Raw genomic sequence first — 17,907 nt, 5'->3', positions numbered from 1 at the left:
GCACCTCAGCACCACCAGCCCTCAACAGGACAACATCGCAATCCCTCAGCCCAGCACCCAGCCATCCCACACTCAGGACAGCCAAGAACCAAACACTTCCAAAACCGATTTCATTGTCAAAGAACACTCACCAAACCAACAACCAACAACCCCTCAACGAGGCCATCCAATCGCCAGTCTAGCGAAAGTCCGCTTTCGTAGCGGGCCGACAAATCTAAGGGCTCACCGCCCTTTCGTCAACCCCGCCTCATCAGCGGCGTGGCGGGCTTCTATGCCCCCTGGCGGAAGCGGTCAACCCCCCTCCCGCCAGGAAAGATACCATTCCGCAAACCGAGGGATTCCGACCTCGATCGGCGTGCGCGGCGCGAAGCCGCACAGCGCCTGGATCGCCGAGATATCCGCGAAGGTTTCCGCGACATCCGTCGCCGGCCGCGGCGTGTCCACCACGATCGCTCGCCGCCCCAAGGCGCCTTCAAGCACCTCGACGAAGCGGCGGACCTCCACACTGCGGTTGTTACCGATGTTCAGCACGCGCGGCGCCGTGCCCTCGGGGGGGTGGTCCAGGCACCCCTGCACGCCCGCGGCGATATCGTCGACGAAGGTAAAATCCCGCTTCAGCCGGCCGCCATCGTACAGCGTGACCGGCCGGCCCGACAGGATCGCCTCGGCGAACATCCACGGCGCCATGTCGGGCCGCCCCCAAGGCCCATAGACCGTGAAGAAGCGCAGCCCAGTCTGGGGCAGTCCGAACAGATGCGCGTAGGATTCGCTGATCAGCTCGCCCGACCGCTTCGTCGCGGCATAGAGCGAGACCGGATGGTCCACCCGGTCCGCCTCGGCGAAGGGCAGGTCCCGATTGGCCCCATAGACCGACGACGACGATGCATACACCAGGTGCTCGAGCCGCCTCAGCCGCCGCGCCAATTCAAGCACGACCAGATGCCCCATCACGTTGGACTGGACATAGGCGTAGGGATCCACGAGCGAATGCCGCACCCCCGGCTGGGCGGCGAGGTGGACGATCCGCGTCACCCCGGCGTGTCGCTCCGCCAGCCCGAGCATCGCCTCGCGGTCCGCGACATCGGCCTCCAGGAAGCGAAAACCAGCTCGCGCTTCGAGGCGCGCCAGCCGCGCCCGCTTCAGCCGTACGTCGTAGTAGGCGTTCAGGTTGTCGATGCCGATGACGTCGTCGCCGCGCGCCATCAGCGCCTCGGCCACATGCATGCCGATGAAGCCCGCGGCGCCGGTCAACAGCACGGTCATGCGCGCACCAACCGATCCTCGAGCAGTTCCAGCACGGCGTGCCCCAGCGCGATATGCGCTTCCTGGATCCGTGCGGTCACGTCGCTCGGGACCACCAGCGGATGATCGCATAGCCCCTGCGCCGGGCCGCCATTGCCGCCGAGCAGGCCGACCGTGACGATGCCCATGCCGCGCGCCGTCTCGAGTGCCCGCAGCACGTTCGGCGAGCGGCCGCTGGTGGTGATGCCGAACAGCACGTCGCCCGCGCGGCCGAGCCCAGACAGCGGCCTGGCAAACACCTCGTCGAAGCCGTAGTCGTTGCCTCCGGCGGTCAGCGCCGCCGGATCGAGCGTCAGCGCGATCGCCGGCCAGGATGGCCGCTCGACCTTCGAGCGCAGCCGCACCAGCCACTCCGTCGCCAGGTGCTGCGCATCCGCCGCGCTGCCGCCATTGCCGCAGAAAAACAGCTTGCCGCCGGCCCGCATCGATGCCTCGCAGGCATCGACGACACCAATCACCGCCGCCGCCATCTCCGCGGCGAGGCGTCGGCGCAGCGCCGCGCCGTCCTCCATCAGCGCCGCAAAGCGCGTGGCCTCGCTCATGTCAGCGGACGCCACGGCCGACCGGCCCCGGTGCGGCGCGCATGCGGCGGTCGATCACGTCCATTCTCCCGAAACACCACGGCAGTCGCTGCGCAGATGACACGGCCGGCGCGCCCGCTCAAGCCTGCGTCACCGCCGCCTCCGCAAAGCCGGCGCGGATCGCTTCTGCAAGCGTCTCGACAACGGGACCGCCCACGCGGCCCGACAGCAGGATGATCGCGAAATCGGGCAACGGCGGCATCCCATCCTCTGGCCCGAGGAACCGCAACCCCGCCGGCAGCGGGCCCGGCAGCCCGATCGTCACGGCAAGCCCAGCCAGCGTCGCGGCGAGCGTGCCGGCCTGTGACGTGCTGGTATAGGCCACGCGCCACGGCAGCCCCGCCTCCCCCAGCGCATGGACGGCCGCGCGCCGCCAGACACAGCTCGGCTGGGCGGTTGCCAGGGGAATCGGCGAACGGCGATGCGTCGCATGCGTCGCCGACCCGATCCAGCGCAACCCTGCGCGCCACAATGGCTGCCCCACCATGCCGGGGCGTTCATTGCCCCCTGACAGCAATGTCAGGTCGATGTCGTCGCTCTCGAGCCGCTCGACCAGTTCGTTCGACGGTGCGCAGGTGACCACAACCTCGACCGCCGGATGCACCTCGGCGAAACGGGCGAGGATGCCCGGCAGCCAGCGCAAGGCGTAGTCATCCGGCGTGCCGAGCCGCACCGTCCCAGAGACCGCCGGCGTGCGGAAGGTGGTAAAGATCTCGTCATGCATCGCAAGCAGCCGCTTCGCGCGTTCCAGCAGCCAGGCGCCATGCGGCGTGGTCTCCACCCCGCGCGGCCCGCGCAGCAGCAAGGGCTGGCCGAGCGTTTCCTCGAGCCGACGGATCTGCATCGAGACGGCGGATTGCGTCCGGCCCACGGCGGTCGCGGCGCGGGTGAAGGACCTCCCCTCGGCGATCAGGACGAAGGACCGCAGCAGGTCGGGATCGATGCCGGGCGGAATCACCAGCATGGTGCGCGCCTGCCAGCGCCGGGCCGCGGTGGGAAGGTCGGAGAAGGTCCATTGCCCGGTCTCGCCGGGTCGCATGGCGCTGGAGTTCCCATTCCGATCATCACCGCCGATCTTCAATTAAATTGATCTTTAAGGTCAATGCATTTCGTTTTCCTGATGCGTATCCGGCTGCGAACCTGCCGCCCCTGAGCCGACAGGAGTTCCACATGACAACTCGCAGCATCCCTGCCTCCCTCGCGTCCCGGAACCGTGCGACGCTTGGCGAAGGCTGGCTGTTCGCGATCGATCGCATGCTGCGGGCGATCGAGAGCCGACGCCGCCTGGCGGAAATGGATGGCCGCATGCTGTCCGATATCGGCATCAGCCGCGCCGAGGCATTGGTGGAAGCCGCCCGGGCGCCCTGGGACCTGACAGAGCGGCGGCGCTGACCCGCCGCGCAACCGCACGAGCCTACCGGCTCCACACGTCGATGGCGCAGCATGCGGCCGCGCCGGACAACCGCCGGAGCGGAATGCCGGACGCGCCCCTCGGCACGTCCGGCACGGCTGTTCAGCGGGCCGCGACGGGCTGGCGTTCCAGTTCCGCGACCCGGGCACGCAATGCCACCATTTCGGCGCGCATCGCCGCCAGTTGCTCACCCACCGGATCCTGGTCCGGGTCAGTGAGGCCATAGCCCACGGTCGGGTCGGCACAGGGCGATCCCGCCGGCGGCCGAGCCGGAATGCCGACCACGGTGCAGTCCCGCGGCACGTCCTTGGTCACCACGGCATTGGCACCGATGCGCGCGCCATCGCCGATGGTGATCGGCCCCAGCACCTGCGCCCCCGCGCCGATCGCCACGTTGTTCCCGATCGTCGGGTGGCGCTTGCCCGGACTGCCCGACAATCCGCCCAGCGTGACGCCGTGATAGACCAGCACGTCGTCGCCGATCTCCGCCGTCTCGCCGATCACCACGCCCATGCCGTGGTCGATGAACAGCCGCCGGCCGATCGTCGCACCGGGATGGATCTCGATGCCGGTCAGGAAGCGGCCGATATGGGAGACGAAGCGCGCCAGCCCCTTCAGCCCCATCCGCCACAGCCCGTGCGCCATGCGGTGCCACAGCACGGCATGCAGCCCGGCATAGCAGAGCACCGCCTCCGGCCAGGATGGACGGGCCGGGTCGCGGTCGCGGATGGCGCGGGCGAGTTCAGTGATTTCCATCGGTGCCCCCGGGGATTGCGTCAGGCGAGCCAGGACGGCACGGGCAGGCCCTTGCCTCGCAGGAACTCCGGATTGAACAGCTTGGACTGGTAGCGGGCGCCGCCATCGCAGAGCAGCGTGACGATGCGGTGACCCGGACCCATCGCCTTCGCCACCTTGATCGCCGCCGCCACATTCACGCCGGCGGACCCGCCGATCGAGATGCCCTCATGGATCTGCAGGTCGAACACCTGCTCGAGCGCTTCCTCATCCGTCACCTGCACGGCATCGTCGATCAGCGCGCGATCGGGTTCGAGGTTGCCCGGCACGCGGGCGGCCTGGCCGATGCCCTCGGTGATGGAATTGCCCTCGGGCTTCAGTTCGCCGGTCTTCACCCAGGAATACAGCGAACTGCCCATCGGGTCGGCCAATACGATGTTCACGCCGGGCTTGCGCGCCTTCAGCGCACGCGCCACGCCGGCCAGCGACCCGCCGGTGCCGCAGGAACAGGTGAAGGCGTCCACGCGCCCATCCGTCTGCGTCCAGATCTCGGGCCCGGTCGTCGCCTCGTGCGCGGCGCGGTTCGCCGTGTTGTCGAACTGGTTGGCGTGGACGGCGCCCATCTCCTCCGCCAGGCGACGGCTGTAGTGCACGTAGTTGCCAGGATCGGAGTAGGGCTTGGCCGGGATCAGCCGCAGGTCGGCGCCGATCATGCGCAGGAAGTCGATCTTCTCGCGGCTTTGCGTCTCGGGCACCACGATCACGGCGCGATAGCCCCGCGCATTCGCCACCAGCGTGATGCCGATGCCGGTATTGCCCGCAGTGCCCTCGACGATGGTGCCCGGCTGGCCGGGCGTGAGCAGCCCGCGCTTCTCGGCATCGAGGATGATGCCGAGCCCCGCACGGTCCTTCACCGACCCGCCCGGATTCATGAACTCCGCCTTGCCCAGAATCTCGCAGCCGGTCGCCTCGCTGGCGCGGCGCAGGCGGATCAGGGGGGTATTGCCGACGGCACCCTCGAAGCCATCCACGATGCCGGTGGGGGGCGGCGGGGCTGCATCCATGATCGGGCATTCCTTGCGTCTGCGCTGATGATGGTCGGTTGCCGGGGCAGGCCGGACAAGGGGCAGGAAAGCCTTTCTCCTGAGGGTGTTATTCACAGAAACCCTTGGCGGCTTACGCGTCTGCGAGGCGAAACCATCCACAGTCCTTGACCTTCGGGGGCACGACATTAGAACATAAAGCGAACATCAGCGGCCCTCCCCCAGGCCATGTCCAATCCCCCGAACGCCCCTCCACTCGACCGCCCTGCCCTGCTCTCGGCGCTGCGCGCCCGCATCGCGCGCCTTGAACGCGCCGGTGCGTCCGAAGCCATGGCCGCGCGGGGGGAGGACGCCATCCCCCTGTCGCCCGCCATCGATGCCGCGCTGCCCTGGGGCGGCCTGCCGCGCGCTGCGTTGCACGAAATCCTGGCAGCCGAACCCGGCGCCGCCGCGGGCTTCGCCGCCCTGGTGCTGGCCCGCGCCGGCGGCACGGTGCTCTGGATCGCGCCCGAGCCCGACGCCTGGCCGCCGGGCCTCGCGCGATTCGGCCTCTCGCCCGCGCAGTTGGTGCTGGTCCGCGCGGCGCGCGCGCAGGACGCGCTGTGGGCGATGGAGGAAACCTTGCGCTGCGCGGCCGTCGGCGCCGCCCTGCTGGTGGCCGGCGCGCTCGACCTGACCGCCGCGCGGCGGCTGCAACTGGCGGCGGAATCAGGTGGCGTGCTCGGCCTGCTGCTGCGCCCGGACGAGGACAACGCCGCCCCGACCGCCGCCCTCAGCCGCTGGCGAATCGGCGCCGCCCCCTCCGACAGCACCAGCCCGCACGCCATCGGCGACGCGGCCTGGAGCCTTGACCTGCTGCGCTGCCGCAGCGGCCGCCCGGCCAGCTGGCGCGCCACCTGGCACGGCAGCGAATTGGTGACCGAGGAGGGCGCGGCGACGCCGGCGCGGCGGCGGGCGTGAGGCGGCGGTGCTGCAGGACGCCGCGGGTGGGGGCGACGGGGGGCCAGCCCCCCGAACCCCCCGCTGGGGGGCTACGGCGCCCCAGACCCGCGGGAAATTTGATGGGGGTGGGAGAGGGAGGGGTTCCAAGCGACCTCCTTACCAATGCGACCGCCATGCCCCTCCCTCTTCCCCCCCCATTGATCGCGGGGTCCGGGGAGGCCGTAGCCTCCCCGGCGGGGGTCCAGGGGGCAGCGCCCCATGGCCGCGCCCGCCGCACCCTCGCCCTCCTCCTCCCGCGCCTGCCGGTCGAGCGCCTGCGCCGCCCTGGCCCGGTCGTTGTCTGGGCGCAGCGGGGCGCGCGGCGGGTGGTGGTGTCGGTCAGTGCCGAGGCGGGGTCCGCTGGGCTGCGCGCCGGCCAGGCGCTGGCCGATGCGCAGGCGATCATGCCCGGGGTGGTGCTGGTGCCGGAGGATCCGGCCGGCGATGCCGCGGCGCTGAACCGATTGGCGCTGTGGTGCCTGCGTTTCACGCCGCTGGTGGGGGTCGAGGGCGAGGATGGCCTGCTGCTCGACATCACCGGCGTGGCGCATCTGTTCGGTGGCGAGGATGCGTTGCGGGCGGAGATGCTGAGGCGGCTCGCCCGGCAGGGGCTGACGGCGCGCGCGGCGGTGGCGGGGATGCCGGGCGTGGCGCTGGCGCTGGTGCGCGGCGGGTGGGGCGGCGTGGTGGTGGCGGGGAAGCAGGAAGCGGCGGTGCGGCCGCTGTCGCTGGCGGCACTGCGGCTTGACCCGGCGCTGGTGAGTGCCCTGCAGGGGCTGGGCCTGCGCGATGTCGGCAGCGTCGCGGCGCAGCCGCGGGCGGGGCTGGTGCGGCGCTTCGGGGCCGGGCTGGCGCGGGCGCTGGACGAGGCGCTGGGCCATGCGGCCCGGCCGATCTCGCCGATCCGCCCGCCGCCCGAGATGCAGGTGGCGCGGGACTTCGCCGACCCTGTGGCGACGCGGGCGGGGATCGAGGCGGCGCTGGATCTGCTGCTGGACGCGCTGTGCCGCGCGCTGCGCGAGGCCGGGCGCGGCGGGCGGCGGATGCTGCTGCGCGCGCATCGCGTCGATGGCGCGGTGCAGGAGGTCGCGATCGGCACGGGCCTCGCCACGCGCGACCCGCAGCACTTGGCGCGGTTGTTCCACGGCAAGCTGGAAGGGCTGGAACCGGAATGCGGCTACGACCGCATCACGCTCGAAGCACCGGTGGCCGACCCGATGGCAGGCGTGCAGAACGGGCTGGGCACCACGGGCCGGTCGGCGCGGCGGGAGGAACTGGCGCAGCTGCTCGATCGCCTGTCGCAGCGCCTGCCGGTCTGGCGGCTGGCGCCGCGCGCATCGCACTGGCCGGAACGCGCGGTGCGGCGTGTCGGGGCTTTCGATGAGATGGAGGACTTCGACGGCTGGTCCGCACGGCCCCGCCCGCTGCGGCTGTTGCGCCGCCCGCCCTTCATCGGCGCGATGGCGCTGCTGCCGGATGCGCCGCCATCATTGCTGCGGATCGGGCGGGAGGCGCATCGCGTGGTGCGCGCCGAGGGGCCGGAGCGCTTCGAACCGGAATGGTGGCGCGACCGCGCGGATCGGAAGCTGCGCGACTACTACAGGGTGGAGCTCGCCTCCGGCGCGCGGCTCTGGGTCTGCCGGATCGGCCTGGTGGAACCGGGCGGGGAGGCGCGCTGGGCCCTGCATGGGCATTTCCCGTGACGGCCTTCGCCGAGCTCGGCGCGCTGACCAACTTCTCCTTCCTGGAAGGGGCGTCGCATCCGCATGAGATGGTGGAGACCGCCAAGACGCTCGGCCATGCCGCGATCGGCGTGGCGGATCGCAATTCCTTCGCCGGCGTGGTGCGCGCCCAGGTCGCCGGCAAGGCCGATGCGGCGAAGGGCGAGACAGGGGATTTTCCCTTCCTGCCAGGCGTGCGGCTCTGCCTGACGGATGGCTGCGAGTATCTCGCCTGGCCCAAGGACCTGGCCGCCTGGGGGCGGCTGACGCGCCTGCTCTCGGAAGGGCGGATGGCGGCGCCGAAGGGCGAATGCCGCATCGACCGGGCAGGCTTGATCGCGCATGCGCAGGGCAGCGTGATGGCCCTGGTTGCGCCGGAGGATATTGGCACGGCGTTCGTGGCCAGGCTGCGTGCCGATGCGGTGGCGCTGCACCCGCATCTGGCGATGCCGCTGTTCTGTGCCGTGGCGCACCGATACCGCGGCGACGACCGCAGGCGCCTGGATGCGCTGGCGCGGATCGGGCCGCCGCTGCTGGCCGCCGGTGGCGCGCGCTACCACACCGCGGAACGGCGGCGGCTGGCCGATGTGCTCACGGCGATCCGCCTGCGCCGCACGGTCGATGCGCTGGGCTTCGCGGCCGACGCCAATGCCGAGGCGCATCTGAAATCCCCCGGCGAGATGCTGCGCCTGTTCCAGGGGCATGAAGAGGCGGTGACGAACACCAGGCGCATCATCGCCGCCTGCCGCTTCCAGCTCGGCGAACTTCGATACCAGTACCCGAAGGAGGTCCTTGATCCTGGGCGCACGGCGCAGGAAACGCTGGAAGCCCGCATTGCCGAGGCTCTCGCGGATGCCACGCGGTGGCCGCGCGGCCCGAGCGAGAAGCTGCTGCGCCTGCTGCGCGACGAGCTCGCGCTGATCGCGCAGCTCGACTACGCGCCCTATTTCCTCACGGTGCACGAGATCGTCCGCTTCGCGCAAAGCAAGGGCATCCTGTTCCAGGGCCGCGGCTCGGCGGCGAATTCCGCGGTCTGCTACGTGCTCGGCATCACCGCGGCGGATGTCGAGGCGCATGACCTGCTGTTCGCCCGCTTCCTGTCGACCGCACGCAACGAACCGCCCGACATCGACGTGGATTTCGAACACGAGCGGCGCGAGGAAGTGATCCAGCACATCTACGAACGCTACGGCCGCGACCGCGCCGCGCTGTGCGCCACGCTGACCCGCTTCCGCCATCGCGGCGCGATCCGCGAAGTTGGCAAGGCGCTGGGCCTGACCGAGGACATCACCACGGGCCTCGCCAAGGCCGTCTGGGGTCCGCGCGGGGATCGCGACATGGCGGATGTCGCCGCCGAGAAGGGCCTCGATGCGACGGCCGATCCGCGCCTGACACTGGCGATCGAACTGGCGGAGGAGATCCAGGACTTCCCGCGCCATCTCTCCACCCATGTCGGCGGCTTCGTCATCACCGAGGGGCCTCTGGTCGAACTCGCCGTCGTGTCCAACGCATCGATGGCGGACCGCACCACCCTCGAATGGGACAAGGACGACATCGAGGCGCTGCGGATGATGAAGGTCGATGTGCTGGGCCTGGGCATGCTGACCTGCCTGCGGCGCGGCTTCGACCTGATCGCGCAGCACCACGGCCAGCGTATCGCGCTGCGGGATCTGAAGCCGACCGACCCGCGCGTCTATGACATGCTCTGCAAGGCGGACGCGGTCGGCGTGTTCCAGGTGGAGAGCCGCGCGCAGATGAACATGCTGCCGCGGCTGAAACCGCGGGTCTTCTACGACCTGGTGGTGGAGGTCGCGATCGTCCGCCCCGGCCCGATCCAGGGCGACATGGTGCATCCCTACCTGCGGCGGCGGGACGGGCTGGAGAAGGCCGACATCCCCTCCCCGACCGATGGTGACCCGAAGGAATTGGAAGCCGTCCTGAAGAATACCTTCGGCGTGCCGCTGTTCCAGGAACAGGCGATGCGCATCGCCATCGTCGCCGCGGGCTTCACGCCGACCGAGGCGGATGCGCTGCGCCGTGCCATGGCGACCTTCCGCAACGAGGGCAAGGTCGCGGCATTCCGGCAGAAATTCATCGCGGGCATGCTGCGGCGCGGCTACCCGCAGGATTTCGCCGAACGCTGCTTCCACCAGATCGAGGGTTTCGGCAGCTACGGCTTTCCCGAAAGCCACGCCATGTCCTTCGCGCTGCTGGTCTATGCGAGTGCGTGGGTGAAGTGCCATCACCCCGCGATCTTCGCGGCCGCGCTGCTGAACAGCCAGCCGATGGGCTTCTACGCTCCGGCGCAGATCGTGCGCGATGCGAAGGACCACCAGGTCGCGGTGCGTGCCGCGGATGTGACCGCCAGCGACTGGGACTGCACGCTGGAACCCACACCGGACAGCGTGGAAGGGCTGGCGCTGCGGCTGGGCCTCAGGCTGGTGAGCGGGCTGGGCGAGGAGGCGGCGCAGCGCATCGCGGCGGCACGGGCGCAGGCGCCCTTCGCTTCCATCGCCGACCTCGCGCAGCGCGCACGGCTCGACCGCGGCGACCTGGAGGCCCTGGCCCAGGCCGATGCCTTCCGCGGCCTGGGGCGCGACCGCCGCGCGGCGCTGTGGGACGTGGCGGCGCTGTCCGGCCCCGCCCCGCCGCTCGCCGCGCATGATGGCGCCGAGGCGGCGCCGCGCCTGCCGCGCGCGACGGCGGGCGAACAGACCGTCCTGGACTATGCCGGCACCGGGCTGACCTTGCGCGCGCATCCCATGGCGTTGCTGCGCCCGCAACTGGACGCGCTGGGCCTGGCCGATACACGCGCGCTGAATGCCGCGCCGCAGGGCCGCCGCCTGCGCCTGCCCGGCCTGGTGCTGGTGCGCCAGCGCCCCGGCAGCGCGAAGGGCGTGGTGTTCTTCACCGTCGAGGACGAGCACGGCGTCGCCAACCTGGTGATGTATCCCGACATCGCCGAGCGCTTCCGCGCCGCCGTGGTGGCATCGCGCCTGATCGTCGCGGAAGGCCGCGTGGAACGGCACGAGAAATCCGCGGTGCCGATCATCCATCTGCTGGTCGCACGCGTGCAGGATCGGTCCGACCTGCTGGATGGCCTGCATCTGATGGAGGAGGCCCGCTGGGACGCCAGCATGGCGCGCGCGGACGAGGTGCGGCGGCCCAATCCTCGGGACGATCCCCGCGGACGGGTGCGGATGCCGCAAAGCCGGGATTTTCACTGACCGGCCATTATTGCGAATCATTCTCATTTGCGCTACGCCTGGAACCCGCAGCGCAAGGAACCCTCATGGCAACCCACGGACTGCCCGACTGGCCCTGGACCGGCACACCGACCGACGACCTGCCGCCGGCCGAGCGCCTGCTGCTCGACACCATGCGCGCCTGGCACGTGGCGGCGCGCGCCAGGCAGACGCCGCTCTCTGCCATGGCCATGATCCTCGCGACCGAGGATGCGGCGGTGGCGGCGCCGCCACTCGATTCGCTGCTGCGTGCCGCACCGATCGAGGCCGGCTGCCTGCTCTGCCCGAAGGTCACGCCGCAGGAGGCCGCTCTGCTGCTCGCCTGCGCGTTGGCCCAGCGCGGCGCACGCAGCGAGGCGCTGGCCGCCCTGTTGCGGCTATTGCCGCTGCGCAGCGCCTATGCCGCGATGCCGCCGGCCATTCACCTGGGCTGTGCGCTGCGCCGCAGCGGCCTGCTGCTGCGCCATCCGATCAGGGAGGCGTTGCGCCCGCGTCCGCTGGCGCGAGGGTGACGATCTCGGTGCCTTCCTCGACGCTGTCCCCCGCGCCGCAGCCGATATGCGCGACGATGCCGTCGGCCGGCGCGGCGATGCGCAATTCGGTCTTCATCGCTTCCAGGATCGCCACCACCTGCCCGCGCACCACGCGCTCCCCAACCGCGACCAGCACCTGCACGACGCGGCCGGGAATTGGCGCCGCAAGGCGGCCCTCCGCCGCCACCTCCCCGCCGCGTGGCGCGTAGGGATCCACCAGGCGGAGCGTGTGGTCCACCCCGCCGAAGGTCAGTGCCACCACGCCGTCATCCAGGGTGAATGGGACCCGGTGCCAAACGCCGTCGACCGATGCCCGGAGGCCGGCCGACACCTCCGCCGCGACGGCGATGGGCACGCCGTCATCGACCACCACCTCCGTCGCCCCGCGGCGCCGGCGCACGACGACCCGGCGCACCCGCACATCGTCGCGCAACAGGAGCAGTTCCTCGCCGGCACCGAACAGGCGGAAGCCGGAGCGCGCATCCCAGGGCGACGCGCCATGTCCGCCGTGTCGCAGGCGTTCGAGATACACAGCGGCAAAGGCCGCGAGCGCCTGGTCCGGAACCTCGCTTGGCGGCGGGATCAATTCAGCCGCGTGCCGCGCGATGAACCCGGTGTCGAGCTCGGCCGCCAGCATCGCGGGATGCCCGACCAGGCGCCGAAGGAAAGCGAGGTTGGTGGTCAGTCCGCCGAGCTGCGTATCCGCGAGGGCGGCGCCGAGCCGTTCCAGCGCGGTGCGCCGATCAGGGCCGGCGGCGATCACCTTCGCAATCATCGGATCGTAATGCGGCGTGATCGCATCGTCGGAGCGCACGCCGGTGTCCATCCGCACGCCCTCACGCTGGGCCGGGCCGAAGAAGCGCTTCAGGGGCCCGACGGAGGGCCGGAACTCCGCGGCCGGATCCTCGGCATAAAGCCTTACCTCGACGGCATGGCCACGGGCTTCGGGGGTTTCGTCGCAGGGCAGCGCCTCCCCGGCTGCGACACGCAGTTGCCATTCGACCAGGTCGAGGCCGGTGATCATCTCCGTCACCGGGTGTTCGACCTGCAGCCGCGTGTTCATCTCCATGAAGAAGGCATCGTCGCCCTCGACGATGAACTCGACCGTGCCGGCATTCACGTAGCCGACGGCGCGCGCGGCGGCGACCGCCGCATCATGCAGGCGTTCGCGCAGCGCGGGGGCGAGGTCCGGCGCGGGCGCCTCCTCCAGCACTTTCTGATGGCGGCGCTGCACCGAACAATCACGCGTGTGCAGATGGATGGTGCGGCCATGGCTGTCAGCGAAGACCTGCACTTCCACATGCCGTGGCTTCTGGAGGTAGCGCTCCAGCAGCACACGGTCGTCGGCGAAGGCGGCCCTCGCCTCGCGCCGCGCGCCAGCCAGTTCGTCCAGGAAATCCGCGGCGGCCAGCACCGGCCGCATGCCCTTGCCGCCGCCCCCCGCGCTGGCCTTGATGAGCACGGGAAAACCGATGCGCGCGGCTTCCGCCGCCAGTCGATCCTCGCCCTGGTCATGGCCATGATAGCCGGGCACCACGGGCACGCCGGCAGCGACCATCAGCGCCTTGGACTCGGCCTTGCTGCCCATGGCGCGGATCGCGGCAGCCGGCGGGCCGATGAAGGTGATGCCGGCAGCGGCGCAGGCCTCCGCGAAGTCGGCATTCTCCGACAGGAAGCCGTAGCCAGGATGGATCGCCTGGGCACCGGCGGCCTTCGCGACGGCAATGATGCGATCGCCGCGCAGGTAGCTGTCGCGGGCCGGGGCGGGACCGATCGGATGCGCCTCGTCGGCCAGGTCCGCATGCAGCGCATTGGCATCGGCTTCGCTGAACACCGCGATGCAGCGAATCCCCATGCGCTGCGCGGTGCGCATGATCCGGCAGGCGATCTCGCCGCGATTGGCGATGAGAATGCTGCCGAACATCACATCCGGAACACGCCGAAGCGTGTCTCCTCGATGGGCGCGTTCAGCGACGCGGCCATGGCGAGGCCGAGCACGTCGCGCGTATCTGCCGGGTCGATGATGCCGTCGTCCCACAGGCGGGCCGTGGCGTAGAGCGGGTGCCCCTCACGTTCGTACTTGTCGCGGATCGGGGCCTTGAAGGAGTCCTCCGCCTCGGCGCTCCAGGCCTCGCCGCGTGCCTCGATGTTGTCGCGGCGCAGCGTGGCCAGTACGCTCGCCGCCTGTTCCCCTCCCATCACCGAGATGCGTGAATTCGGCCAGGTGAACAGGAAGCGCGGCGAATAGGCGCGCCCGCACATGCCGTAGTTGCCGGCGCCGAAGGACCCGCCGGTGATGACCGTGAATTTCGGCACGTTCGCGCAGGCAACGGCGGTCACCAGCTTCGCGCCATCCTTGGCAATGCCGCCCGCCTCGTATTTCCGTCCCACCATGAATCCGGCGATGTTCTGCAGGAACAGCAGCGGTATGCCGCGCTGGCAGCACAGCTCGATGAAATGCGCGCCCTTCTGCGCGGATTCCGAGAACAGGATGCCGTTGTTCGCGAGGATGCCGACCGGCATGCCCCAGATGCGTGCGAAGCCGCAGACCAGCGTGGTGCCGTAGCGGTGCTTGAACTCATCGAGCTCCGAGCCATCCACGATCCGCGCGATGATCTCGCGCGCCTCGACCGGCGTGCGCAGGTCGGGAGGGATGACTCCGTGCAGCTCAGACGGGTCGTAGCGGGGCGGTCTGGCATCGCGCAGGTCCATCGCCGCGCGCCTGCCGCAACCCAGATTGCCGACGATGCGCCGCACCATGCCAAGCGCGTGCATGTCGTCCGCCGCGTAGTGATCCGCGACGCCGGACAGGCGCGTATGCACGTCGGCGCCGCCGAGATCCTCGGCACTCACGATCTCGCCGGTCGCCGCCTTCACGAGCGGCGGGCCGGCGAGGAAGATCGTGCCCTGGTCGCGCACGATCACCGACTCGTCGCACATGGCCGGCACATAGGCGCCGCCCGCGGTACAGGACCCCATGACCGAGGCGATCTGCGGAATGCCCGCCGACGACATGCGTGCCTGGTTGAAGAAAATGCGGCCGAAGTGGTCGCGATCGGGGAAAATCTCATCCTGGTTCGGCAGGTTCGCACCGCCGGAATCGACCAGGTAGATGCAGGGCAACCGGTTCTGTTGCGCGATCTCCTGCGCGCGCAGATGCTTCTTCACGGTGATGGGGAAATAGGTACCGCCCTTCACCGTGGCGTCGTTTGCCACGATGACGCATTCGCGCCCTGCCACCCGGCCGATGCCGGTGATGATGCCGCCCCCGGGCACTTCGCCGCCATACATTCCATGCGCGGCCAACGGCGACAGTTCCAGGAAAGGCGCGCCAGGATCGACCAGGCGCTCGACACGTTCGCGCGGCAGCAGCTTGCCGCGCGCCAGATGCTTGTCGCGCGCACCCTGCGGACCGCCGGCCGCGGCGGTGGCCGTCTGCGCGCCAAGCGTATCCAGCAGCGCGCCCATGGCGGCGGCATTCGCGCGGAACGCCTCCCCGCGCGTGTCGACACTGGATGAGAGGATGTGGCTCACGCTGTCTCCTTGAACAGCTCGCGGCCGATCAGCATGCGGCGGATCTCGCTCGTGCCGGCGCCGATCTCGTACAGCTTGGCATCGCGCAGCAGCCTGCCGGTGGCACTGTCGTTGATGTAGCCGTTGCCGCCGAGGATCTGGATCGCATCGAGCGACGCCTTGGTCGCCGCCTCCGCCGCGAACAGGATGGCGCCGGCCGCATCCTTGCGTGAGGTCCGTCCCTGGTCGCAGGCGCGCGCCACGGCGTAGACGTAGGCGCGGCAGGCGCTGAGCTGCGTGTACATGTCCGCGAGCTTCGCCTGGATCAGCTGGAATTCGCCGATCGCCTGGCCGAACTGCTTGCGTTCATGCACATAGGGCACCACCAGGTCGAGGCACGCCTGAAGGATGCCCAGCGGCCCCGCAGCCAGCACGGCGCGCTCGTAGTCCAGTCCGGACATCAGCACCCGCACGCCGCCGCCGACCTGGCCGAGCACGTTCTCCTCCGGCACCTCGCAATCCTCGAAGACCAGCTCGCTGGTGGGGGATCCGCGCATGCCAAGCTTGTCGAGCTTCTGTGCCGGCCGGAATCCCTTGAAGTCACGCTCGACGATGAAGGCGGTGATGCCCTTCGGACCGGCATCGGGGTCGGTCTTCGCATAGACCACCATGGTCTCGGCGTAATGCGCGTTGGTGATCCACATCTTCGTGCCGTTCAGCACGTAGCGGTCACCACGCTTGTCGGCGCGCAGCCGCATCGACACCACGTCGCTGCCGGCGCCCGGCTCGCTCATCGCCAGCGCGCCGAGATGCTCGCCCGAGATCAGCTTCGGCAGATATCGCCGCTTCTGGTCCTCGCTGCCATTGCGGCGGATCTGGTTCACGCACAGGTTCGAATGCGCCCCATAGGACAGCCCGACCGAGGCGGAGGCACGGCTGACCTCCTCCATCGCGACGCAATGCGCCACGTAACCCATGTTCGCGCCGCCATACTCCTCCTCCACGGTGATGCCGTGCAGGCCGAGCGCGCCCATCTCGGGCCAGAGGTACCGGGGGAATTCGTCGGTGCGGTCGATCTCGGCGGCGATCGGCGCGATGCGCGCATCGGCGAAGGACCGCACGCTGTCGCGCAGCATGTCGACCTCGTCGCCGAGGCCGAAATCGAGCATGGGTATCTGGTTCGCGCTCATGGCCTGTCTTCCGGTGTCGCGACAAGCGCCGCGGCCAGGTCGCGACGCAACGCGCCGCGCATCACCTTGCCGGTCGCCGTCATGGGCAGGGACTCAACGAAAACGACACGCCTCGGATAGAGATGCGCGGCGAGGCGTTCACGCACGAAAGCACGAATTCGGGCGGCGAGCGCATCATCCGCCACCACGCCTTCCCGCGGCACGATCACCGCCGTCACTTCCTCGGTGCGCAGCACGTCGGGAAGCCCGACCACGGCGGCGATCGCGACAGCGGGATGCCGCAGCAGGCAATCCTCGACCTCGCCGGGGCCGATCCGGTAGCCGGAGGAGGTGATGACGTCGTCGTCGCGGCCGAGGAAGCGGATATATCCTTCGTCGTCTGCGGTGCCGGTATCGCCGGTCAGCAGCCACGCGCCCTGGAACTTCGCCGCTGTCGCTTCGGGGTTGTTCCAATAGCCCAGGAACATCGCGGGATCAGGGCGCGCGATGGCGATGCGGCCTTCCTCGCCGGCTGCGCGGGGAACGCCGGCGGCGTCGATCACCGCGACGCGATGACCCGGCACCGGGCGCCCCATGAAGCCCGGCTTGACGGGCATCAGCCCCGCGCAATTGGCGACTACCAGGTTGCATTCCGTCTGGCCGTAGAATTCGTTGATGGTGACGCCGAAGGCCTCGCGGCCCCATTCCAGCGTCTCCGCCCCGAGCGTCTCGCCGCCGCTGCCGATGCTGCGCAGGCGGTGGCCGAAGCGTGTCGGGTCGCGCAGCTGGCGCATCATGCGCAGCGCCGTCGGCGGCAGGAACGCGTTGCGGACGCCATGACGCGCCATAAGGTCGAAGGCGCGCTCCGGATCGAACTTCGCCATGCGGTGCGCCAGGACCGGCACGCCATGGAACAGCGATGGCAGCAGCACATCCAGCAGCCCGCCGATCCACGCCCAGTCCGCCGGCGTCCAGAACAGGTCGCCGGGCTGCGGGAACATCTCCTGCGGCATCTCGACGCCAGGCAGGTGGCCGATCAGGGTCCGATGCGCATGGAGCGCACCCTTGGGCGATCCGGTGGTGCCCGAGGTATAGACGATCAGCGCAGGATCATCGGCCGCGGTCTCGGCCAGGGGGCAGGCATCGCTCGCCCGCTCCGCGGCCTCCCACAGCGACAGCACGCCGGGTCGAGCCCCTTCAGCGCCGAGGATGGTGTGCAGCAGCGGCAGCCGATCGCGCGTATCACCCATCGCGGCCAGGCCGACATCATCCGTGATCATCGCCGCCGCACCGCTGTCGCGCAGCCGGAACTCGAGCGCATCCGGCCCGAACAGCTGGAACAGCGGGACGGCAATCGCGCCGATCCTGTAGATCGCGAGATGCGCGATGGCGGCTTCCGGCCCTTGCGGCAGCAGCACCGCCACGCGGTCGCCAGGCGCGACCCCGCGCGCCTTCAGCACGTTGCCGATGCGCGCCGATGCGCCACGCAGCGCGTCGTACGAGATCCGTTCGATCGCGCCGCCGACTGCTTGGTGGACCAGCGCGACGCGACCGCTGCCATCGGCCCAGCGATCGCAGCAGGCTTCGGCAATGTTGAAGTTTGCAGGAACGGACCAGCGGAAGCGGGCGATCAACTCCTCATACGACTCCGATGGCGGCAGGATCGCGGCCGC

General features: G+C 70.2%; 14 protein-coding genes. 5 read left to right on the top strand and 9 right to left on the bottom strand.

Annotated features, from left to right (window positions below; genetic code table 11):
* Positions 1-291: 291 nt before the first annotated feature.
* From LQ222_RS13275 to LQ222_RS13265, 3 genes are all read right to left on the bottom strand, one after another.
* A complete protein-coding gene (locus tag LQ222_RS13275) occupies positions 292-1,263 on the bottom strand; it encodes an NAD-dependent epimerase/dehydratase family protein (protein WP_230167016.1) in 972 nt (323 codons plus the stop codon).
* Positions 1,260-1,844, bottom strand: coding sequence for an SIS domain-containing protein (locus LQ222_RS13270; protein ID WP_230167014.1), 585 nt, complete (start codon positions 1,842-1,844; stop codon positions 1,260-1,262). The genes LQ222_RS13275 and LQ222_RS13270 overlap by 4 nt, the downstream gene beginning before the upstream one ends.
* A 118-nt stretch (positions 1,845-1,962) precedes the next feature.
* Positions 1,963-2,922, bottom strand: a complete 960-nt coding sequence (locus LQ222_RS13265; protein ID WP_230167012.1) for a LysR substrate-binding domain-containing protein — start codon at positions 2,920-2,922, stop codon at positions 1,963-1,965.
* Between the two features lie 47 nt (positions 2,923-2,969).
* Here LQ222_RS13265 and LQ222_RS13260 point away from each other — a divergent pair, with 47 nt between their 5' ends.
* Positions 2,970-3,275, top strand: coding sequence for a DUF1127 domain-containing protein (locus tag LQ222_RS13260; protein ID WP_230167010.1), 306 nt, complete (start codon positions 2,970-2,972; stop codon positions 3,273-3,275).
* Positions 3,276-3,396: 121 nt separating this feature from the next.
* Here the strand turns inward: LQ222_RS13260 and cysE are convergent, their stop codons facing one another.
* Positions 3,397-4,050 (bottom strand): serine O-acetyltransferase, encoded by a 654-nt coding sequence (gene cysE / locus LQ222_RS13255; protein WP_230167009.1) that lies wholly within the window; start codon positions 4,048-4,050, stop codon positions 3,397-3,399.
* 20 nt (positions 4,051-4,070) lie between these two features.
* Positions 4,071-5,093, bottom strand: coding sequence for a cysteine synthase A (locus LQ222_RS13250; RefSeq protein ID WP_230167007.1), 1,023 nt, complete (start codon positions 5,091-5,093; stop codon positions 4,071-4,073).
* Positions 5,094-5,300: 207 nt separating this feature from the next.
* Here LQ222_RS13250 and LQ222_RS13245 point away from each other — a divergent pair, with 207 nt between their 5' ends.
* The 4 genes from LQ222_RS13245 to LQ222_RS13230 all read left to right on the top strand — a co-directional run bounded on the left by LQ222_RS13245 (position 5,301) and on the right by LQ222_RS13230 (position 11,531).
* Positions 5,301-6,032 carry an ImuA family protein gene (locus LQ222_RS13245; protein ID WP_230167006.1) on the top strand — a complete coding sequence of 244 codons (732 nt, stop codon included), beginning with the start codon at positions 5,301-5,303 and terminating at the stop codon, positions 6,030-6,032.
* A gap of 101 nt (positions 6,033-6,133) precedes the next feature.
* On the top strand, positions 6,134-7,756 hold the full coding sequence (locus tag LQ222_RS13240; RefSeq protein ID WP_308071613.1) for a DNA polymerase Y family protein: 1,623 nt from the start codon (positions 6,134-6,136) through the stop codon (positions 7,754-7,756).
* Positions 7,753-11,001: an error-prone DNA polymerase gene (locus LQ222_RS13235; protein WP_230167002.1), complete on the top strand. Its 3,249-nt coding sequence runs from the start codon at positions 7,753-7,755 to the stop codon at positions 10,999-11,001. Before LQ222_RS13240 ends, LQ222_RS13235 begins: the two co-directional genes overlap by 4 nt.
* Before the next feature lie 65 nt (positions 11,002-11,066).
* The gene (locus tag LQ222_RS13230; protein WP_230167000.1) at positions 11,067-11,531 is read left to right on the top strand and encodes a hypothetical protein; all 465 of its coding nucleotides are present in this window, start codon (positions 11,067-11,069) and stop codon (positions 11,529-11,531) included.
* Here LQ222_RS13230 and LQ222_RS13225 read toward each other — a convergent pair.
* From LQ222_RS13225 to LQ222_RS13210, 4 genes are read right to left on the bottom strand one after another with little or no spacing between them, the layout of a single operon-like run.
* Positions 11,491-13,476: a biotin carboxylase N-terminal domain-containing protein gene (locus LQ222_RS13225; protein WP_230166998.1), complete on the bottom strand. Its 1,986-nt coding sequence runs from the start codon at positions 13,474-13,476 to the stop codon at positions 11,491-11,493. The genes LQ222_RS13230 and LQ222_RS13225 overlap by 41 nt on opposite strands.
* On the bottom strand, positions 13,476-15,086 hold the full coding sequence (locus tag LQ222_RS13220) for a carboxyl transferase domain-containing protein (RefSeq protein WP_230166996.1): 1,611 nt from the start codon (positions 15,084-15,086) through the stop codon (positions 13,476-13,478). Before LQ222_RS13220 ends, LQ222_RS13225 begins: the two co-directional genes overlap by 1 nt.
* Positions 15,083-16,255 carry an isovaleryl-CoA dehydrogenase gene (locus LQ222_RS13215; RefSeq protein WP_230166994.1) on the bottom strand — a complete coding sequence of 391 codons (1,173 nt, stop codon included), beginning with the start codon at positions 16,253-16,255 and terminating at the stop codon, positions 15,083-15,085. Before LQ222_RS13215 ends, LQ222_RS13220 begins: the two co-directional genes overlap by 4 nt.
* The gene (locus tag LQ222_RS13210) at positions 16,252-17,898 is read right to left on the bottom strand and encodes an acyl-CoA synthetase (protein ID WP_374202166.1); all 1,647 of its coding nucleotides are present in this window, start codon (positions 17,896-17,898) and stop codon (positions 16,252-16,254) included. The genes LQ222_RS13215 and LQ222_RS13210 overlap by 4 nt, the downstream gene beginning before the upstream one ends.
* Between the last annotated feature and the right edge of the window lie 9 nt (positions 17,899-17,907).

This window comes from Roseomonas sp. CECT 9278 (genome assembly GCF_918698155.1).
Classification (GTDB): domain Bacteria; phylum Pseudomonadota; class Alphaproteobacteria; order Acetobacterales; family Acetobacteraceae; genus Neoroseomonas.
Note: the sequence above shows the minus strand (reverse complement) of the source record. Positions and strands in the feature narration are given on the sequence as shown.

Coding starts and splice junctions, on each gene's coding strand:
- LQ222_RS13275 (WP_230167016.1), bottom strand. CDS start 1,263: ATGACCGTGCTGTTGACCGGCGCCGCGGGCTTCATCGGCATGCATGTG.
- LQ222_RS13270 (WP_230167014.1), bottom strand. CDS start 1,844: ATGAGCGAGGCCACGCGCTTTGCGGCGCTGATGGAGGACGGCGCGGCG.
- LQ222_RS13265 (WP_230167012.1), bottom strand. CDS start 2,922: ATGCGACCCGGCGAGACCGGGCAATGGACCTTCTCCGACCTTCCCACC.
- cysE (WP_230167009.1), bottom strand. CDS start 4,050: ATGGAAATCACTGAACTCGCCCGCGCCATCCGCGACCGCGACCCGGCC.
- LQ222_RS13250 (WP_230167007.1), bottom strand. CDS start 5,093: ATGGATGCAGCCCCGCCGCCCCCCACCGGCATCGTGGATGGCTTCGAG.
- LQ222_RS13245 (WP_230167006.1), top strand. CDS start 5,301: ATGTCCAATCCCCCGAACGCCCCTCCACTCGACCGCCCTGCCCTGCTC.
- LQ222_RS13240 (WP_308071613.1), top strand. CDS start 6,134: ATGGGGGTGGGAGAGGGAGGGGTTCCAAGCGACCTCCTTACCAATGCG.
- LQ222_RS13230 (WP_230167000.1), top strand. CDS start 11,067: ATGGCAACCCACGGACTGCCCGACTGGCCCTGGACCGGCACACCGACC.
- LQ222_RS13225 (WP_230166998.1), bottom strand. CDS start 13,476: ATGTTCGGCAGCATTCTCATCGCCAATCGCGGCGAGATCGCCTGCCGG.
- LQ222_RS13215 (WP_230166994.1), bottom strand. CDS start 16,255: ATGAGCGCGAACCAGATACCCATGCTCGATTTCGGCCTCGGCGACGAG.